The organism is Saccharopolyspora sp. NPDC045941, assembly GCF_056431445.1.
Map to the genome: position 1 here is coordinate 1 of NZ_JBWKKU010000142.1, position 5,926 is coordinate 5,926.

Genomic DNA, 5,926 nt, shown 5'->3' on the forward strand with positions numbered 1-5,926 from the left:
GCTGCTCCGCGGTCAACGAACTCGGCCCAGCCATACACCTGCTCCCCGGAAGCCAGAACTGAATTTCTCAGTCCAACTTCCGGGGACCAGTTCAGCCCGCGGGTGCCCCTCCGGGTGTGCTGCGTCCTAGCCGCTCGACCTAGTTCTGGTCGGTGCGACGTTCGGCGGTCCGTCGCCGGAATCACCGCCACCGCCACCGTTGTCGTCGCAGTTCGGGTCGAGCCAACCGCAGTGGCCCGGCCGCTCCTTGCTGGTGGTCGGCTCGTCCGGCTCGCTGGTCTGGGTCTGCGGCGCGGTCGGCAGCTGCGACGTCGGCGGCGGCGGCTCCGACGTCGGCGGCGGAGGCGGCGGGACGTCCTCGAACTGCCCGATCGTGTCGCCCTTCGGGAACTCCTCGACCTTCTTGCCCTGCAGGTAGGAATCCATGAACTTCTTCCACACCTTGGCGGGCCAGTTACCGCCGTAGAAGCTTTCGCCGCTCGAGTCGGCCAGCGGCTTCGGGCCACCGTCGTCGTTCTGCATCGCCACCGCGGTGGAGATCTGCGGCACCGCGCCGATCATCCACGCGTTCTTGTTCTTCGTGGTGCTGAGCCACTGGTGGGTACCGGTCTTGGACACCACCGGCCGGTTGCCCGCCAGCGGGACCTTCGAGTGCTCGGCGACCTCCAGCATCGACTGCGAGACGTTGTAGGCGATGTCCTTGCTCTCCGTCGCGCTGCCGAAGGCGGGCTCCGGCTCCGGGATCTGGAGGTCGAACGCACCGGTCTCGGGGCTGATGGCCTCCTTCACGAAGTGCGCCGGAACCTTGTTGCCGCCGTTGACGAACGAGCCGTACGAGGCCGCCATGTCCTTCGGGAGCACCTGGTACATGCCCAGCGCGATACCGGCTTCGACGGCCCCACCGGGGCTTTTCAGCTTCGTCGAATCCGGAATGCCTGCCTGGTGGGCGGCGTCGGCCACCTTCGTGGGCCCGAACTGAGCCGCCATGTTCACGAACACGGTGTTGACCGAGTTGGTCATCGCCTCGCGGACACCGCAGTGCGTCGGAACATCGCAATGAACGCCGGGCGAGTTGTCGAACTTGTGCCCGGCGATGATCTGGTCCCCGCTGCCGTCGTAGTACTCGCCGATGCCCTTGCCCTTCTCCAGGCCGGCGATCACCGCGAACGGCTTGAACGACGAACCCGGTTCCTGCGGCGTGCTGGCCCAGTCCAGGTCACCGTTCTGCTGCTTGGATCCGTAGTACGCCTGGATCTCACCGTTCTCCGGGTCGACCGCGACCAGCGACGTGCGGAGCGTCTTCGGCTGAGAACCCATCACGTCCTGCACGGCCTGCTCGGCCTTCTGCTGCGCGCTCGGATCGATGGTCGTCTTGATCACGTAGCCGCCGCGGGACAGCTCGCTCTCGCTCAGACCCTTGGGCTCCAGCTCGGCCAAGATGGCCTTGTAGATGGCGTCCTGCTCCGGCGTCAGCCTGCTGTTGGTCTTCCACTCCAGCCGCGGCAGGGTCTGCGGCATCGTCATGGACGCCTTCTCCGCCGAGGTGATGAAGCCGTTCTCCGCCATCTGCCCGACGACGTAGTCCCAGCGCTTCTCGGCCTTCTCCGGGTTCAGGCCCGGGTCGTTGCTGTTCTTGCCGTAAGGCGTCTGCACCACGCCGGCGAGCACGGCGGCCTCGGCCGCGTTGAGCTCGCTCGGCTTCTTGCCGTAGTAGGCCCGCGCCGCGGCGGTAATGCCGTTCGCACCGCGCCCGTAGTCGGCCGTGTTCATGTAGGCGAGCATGATGTTGTCTTTGCTCTGGTTGTTCGTCAGCTTGAACGCCAGGACGACCTCTTTGATCTTGCGGACGTAGGTCGGGTCCTTCTTGAGGTCCTGGTCCAGCTTGAGGAACTGCTGGGTGATCGTGGAGCCACCACCGACGCCGGAACCGGTCGCCAGGTAGTAGACCGACCGCACGATGCCGTTGAAGTCGAAGCCGGGGTTGGTGCGGAAGCTGGCGTCCTCGGCCGCCATGGTGGCGTTCTGCATCGCCACCGAGACCTCGCTGATGTCGTGCACGACCTCCGCCGAGCCGTCCGGCTCGATGCGCCCCATCGGCGAACCGTCCGCGTACTTCAGCTCGATCGGCCGGGTCTTGCTCATCACCGCAGCCTCGCTCGGCGGCTCCCAGACGATGTAGCCGTAGATGAACACGGCGGTCGGCACCAGGACGGCCAAGGCCGCGGCGACGTAGCAGGACCGGCGGACGCGCTGCCAGAGACGACTGCGCTTCGCTTGGCGGGCGCTCATCTCGTCGTCCGGGTCCGGGATGTCGTCCGGGCCGGCGTCGAGGTCGTCGTCGCGGTACCCGTCATCGCGATCGCCGGAATCGCGATCGTCGAAGTCGTCGCCATTCCGATCATTCCCGTCGTACCCGCCGTACGGGTCGTCGTAGTCGTCGTCAGCGTAGTAGTTGTAATTCCCCTGCTCCTGGTGCGTGAGCAGCTGCGGCTCGGGGGCTACGCCCCCGCCGCCACCGGCACCGCCCTTCGGGCCACCGGCGGCTCCCGCCGCCGCGCCTGCGGCGCCCATGGCTCCACCGGCCGCGCCTCCGGCTCCGGCCGCGCCCGCCATCCCGGCGCCTGCGGCTGCCCCGGCGATCCCGCCTGCGGCGGCTCCCGCCGCGGCAGCACCACCGGCCCGGCGTCGATCGCTGTCGCGATCGCCCGCCGGGGTCTGCGGGATGTTCTGCGTCGGCTGCTCACCGGGCGACTGCGGCGGCCGTCCTGGCGGCGGCCCCGGCGGGGGCGGCGGTGGGCCTTGCCGACCCTGCTGCGCGCCTGGCGGCGGCGGTGGCGGCCCCTGCCGTCCGGCGTTCGGCGGCGTGGGGGTGTACGTGGTCGGCAGGTCGAGCTTGCGCCCGCCGCCGTTGTCGGGTTCGCGGGAGTCCCCGCTGAGCCGCTTGTCCAGCGGCGAGTCGTCCTCGTCGTCCTCGAACGACGGCGTCCACGCGCCGGTCTGCTCCTGCGGCGGCTCCTCGCCCGGCCACTTCATGGGCTGGCCGGGCGGTGGCACCGGGGCGTTCTGCTGCGTTTCCTCCGAGCTGCGGTCCGCACCCGGCCACCGGTTGCCCGGCGGGTTCGGCGGCGCCGGCCGCTGGCCGGGCCCGCCCGGTCGCGGCTCCTCGCCCGGCCATGCCGGACCGCCCGCACCGGGCGGGCCCGGCGGCGGGCCGGACGCCGGACGCTGGTGGGGCCGCGCCTGGTCGCCGGCGCGCGGGGGCCCGGGGGGCGGGGGTGGCGTGCCTCGACCGTCGGGGTGCGGATGCCGTGAGTGGCGCCCTCGGGTGGGGTCGTCACGCTCGTCGTTCACGAGTGGGCCTCCAGGACAGGCGTCGTCGGACGCCGTGTGATGCGTTCACGTCGGGGTTTGCGCCGCACCGGGCGCGCGATCGCGTTCGGGTCACGACCGCTGTCACTCCGCTGCAGTCTTGCGCCGGGACCGGCTGTTGTTCAACCCATCCGTCCCGAGGACGTACGACTGCACGAGGTGGTTCCAGTTACATGTGCGGCATACCTCTACGACGTAGACGTTGAACTCCTCGAACATGGCCGCCATCCGGTCGAGCTCCTCGGGGGCCCGCGCCGTTCCGGACGCGTGCTTGAGGGCGTCGCCGAAGACCCAGGAGACCAGGGTCAACGGTTCCTTCCGGCACACCGGGCAGGTCACCCCGCTCGGCTCACCATGGAATTTCGCCGCCCGCAGCAGGTACGGATCGGCGTCGCAGACCTCCATCACCCCGACGCGGCCAGCGTGGACCTGCGCGAGCAGCGCTCGGCGCTGCAACGCGTAGTCGACCACTTGCCGTTGGGTCCGCACGCCCACAGAGTACGTGTCGGTGACGGCTGCTCCATGCGCCGTTCAGGGCAGGCCGGGCCCCCGACCGCCACCAGCCGTGACGACTACCACGTCAAGGGCCGCTCGATTGTGTTTTCCGATATATCGGCGCGATACAATCCGAAGGGTGGCCTGCCTCGCCGCGATCTGTGGGCGTGCGGGGGCCGCCCTGGAATCCGGCGCCGCGATTTGGGCGGCAATCGGGCGCTGAACGCGGGCGGAGGAGGTGCGAATGCTGGAACTCGCCGTGCTCGGGCTGCTCCACGAAGCCCCGATGCACGGCTATGAGCTGCGGAAGCGGTTGCACGACACGCTCGGCGCCTTCCGCGCACTGTCCTGCGGAACTTTGTACCCGACGTTGCGCAGGCTGCTGCGCGCCGGGTTGATCGAGGAAGAAACCGACGCACCCGGCTCGCGCGGGTGGGGTCGGCGGACGCGCCGCGTGTACCGCATCACAGCTGCCGGGCAGCACAGGTTCGCCGAGCTGGTCGGCGACTGCGGGCCGCAGGCCTGCGACGACAACGCCTTCGGCGTGCACATGGCGTTCTTCTCCCGCACGCCGGCCGAGGTCCGGATGCGGATCCTGGAAGGGCGTCGGCGCCGCGTCGAGGAACGCCGCGACGGCCTGCGCAGCGCGCTGGCGGGCTCCGGGGACCGGTTGGACCGCTATGCCCGCGAGCTGCACCGGCTCCGGCTGGACCACAGCGAGCACGAGGTCCGCTGGCTCGACGAAATCATCGAACAGGAACGCGCCGAGCAGGCTGCTGCGGCGCCGGGCCGACCCAACGTCGGCGAGCAAGAACTGCAAGGACACGACAGATGAGCAAGAAGGAGGGCCCTGCCATGGGCGGAGATCGTCGAGCGGTGCGGGTGGCGATCGTGGGCGTCGGGAACTGCGCGGCGTCGCTGGTGCAGGGCGTCCACTACTACGCCGACGCCGAGCCCGGGACCCGGGTTCCGGGCCTGATGCACGTCGCCTTCGGCGACTACCACGTGCGCGACGTGAAGTTCGTCGCCGCCTTCGACGTGGACGCGAAGAAGGTCGGCCGCGACCTGTCCGAGGCGATCGTCGCCAGCGAGAACAACACCATCAAGATCGCCGACGTGCCCCCGCTGGGCGTCACCGTGCAGCGCGGCCACACCTACGACGGTCTCGGCCGCTTCTACCGGGAGACCATCGAGGAGTCCGACGAGCGGCCGGTCGACGTGGTGCAGGCGCTCAAGGACGCCGAGGTCGACGTCCTGGTGTCCTACCTGCCGGTGGGCTCCGAAGCGGCGGACAAGTTCTACGCGCAGTGCGCGCTGGACGCCGGCGTGGCCTTCGTCAACGCGCTGCCGGTGTTCATCGCCTCCGACCCGGAGTGGGCGCAGAAGTTCACCGACGCGGGCGTGCCGATCGTCGGCGACGACATCAAGTCGCAGGTCGGGGCCACCATCACGCACCGGGTGCTGGCCAAGCTGTTCGAGGACCGCGGCGTGCACCTGGACCGCACGATGCAGCTGAACGTCGGCGGCAACATGGACTTCCTGAACATGAAGGAACTGGAGCGGCTGGAGTCGAAGAAGACCTCCAAGACGCAGTCCGTGACCTCGCAGGTGGACCGCGACCTCGGCAAGCGCAACGTGCACATCGGGCCGTCGGACTACGTGCCGTGGCTGGACGACCGCAAGTGGGCCTACATCCGGCTGGAGGGCCGCGCGTTCGGCGACGTGCCGCTGAACCTGGAGTACAAGCTGGAGGTGTGGGACTCGCCGAACTCGGCGGGGATCATCATCGACGCGATCCGGGCCGCCAAGATCGCCAAGGACCGGGGCATCGGCGGGCCGATCCTGTCCGCGTCGTCGTACTTCATGAAGTCGCCGCCGGAGCAGTACTCCGACTCCGCCGCCTACCAGGCGGTCGAGGACTTCATCGACGGCAAACTGGAGCGCTGACCGCAATTTCAATGAGGTTCTTCCAACCTCGTTCTGCGTGGCGGTGCGGGTAGCGGAACCTCAGAGGCTCCCTGGACTGTGGGTGCCCCTCCTGATGTATGCCCAATACACGGCG

General features: G+C 69.3%; 4 protein-coding genes. 2 read left to right on the forward strand and 2 right to left on the reverse strand.

Going from position 1 to position 5,926, the window contains the following annotated elements; all coding sequences use genetic code 11:
• Nucleotides 1-126: 126 nt before the first annotated feature.
• Nucleotides 127-3,054, reverse strand: coding sequence for a transglycosylase domain-containing protein (locus tag AC07FN_RS45615; RefSeq protein ID WP_478401335.1), 2,928 nt, complete (start codon nucleotides 3,052-3,054; stop codon nucleotides 127-129).
• 399 nt (nucleotides 3,055-3,453) lie between these two features.
• Nucleotides 3,454-3,858 (reverse strand): DUF5318 domain-containing protein, encoded by a 405-nt coding sequence (locus AC07FN_RS45620; RefSeq protein ID WP_207954109.1) that lies wholly within the window; start codon nucleotides 3,856-3,858, stop codon nucleotides 3,454-3,456.
• A gap of 250 nt (nucleotides 3,859-4,108) precedes the next feature.
• Between AC07FN_RS45620 and AC07FN_RS45625 the strand changes: the two genes are divergently transcribed.
• A complete protein-coding gene (locus AC07FN_RS45625; RefSeq protein ID WP_452616086.1) occupies nucleotides 4,109-4,699 on the forward strand; it encodes a PadR family transcriptional regulator in 591 nt (196 codons plus the stop codon).
• A 20-nt stretch (nucleotides 4,700-4,719) separates the two neighbouring features.
• Complete coding sequence (locus AC07FN_RS45630; protein WP_452616163.1) at nucleotides 4,720-5,811, forward strand: inositol-3-phosphate synthase; 1,092 nt, start codon at nucleotides 4,720-4,722, stop codon at nucleotides 5,809-5,811.
• Nucleotides 5,812-5,926: the final 115 nt, after the last annotated feature.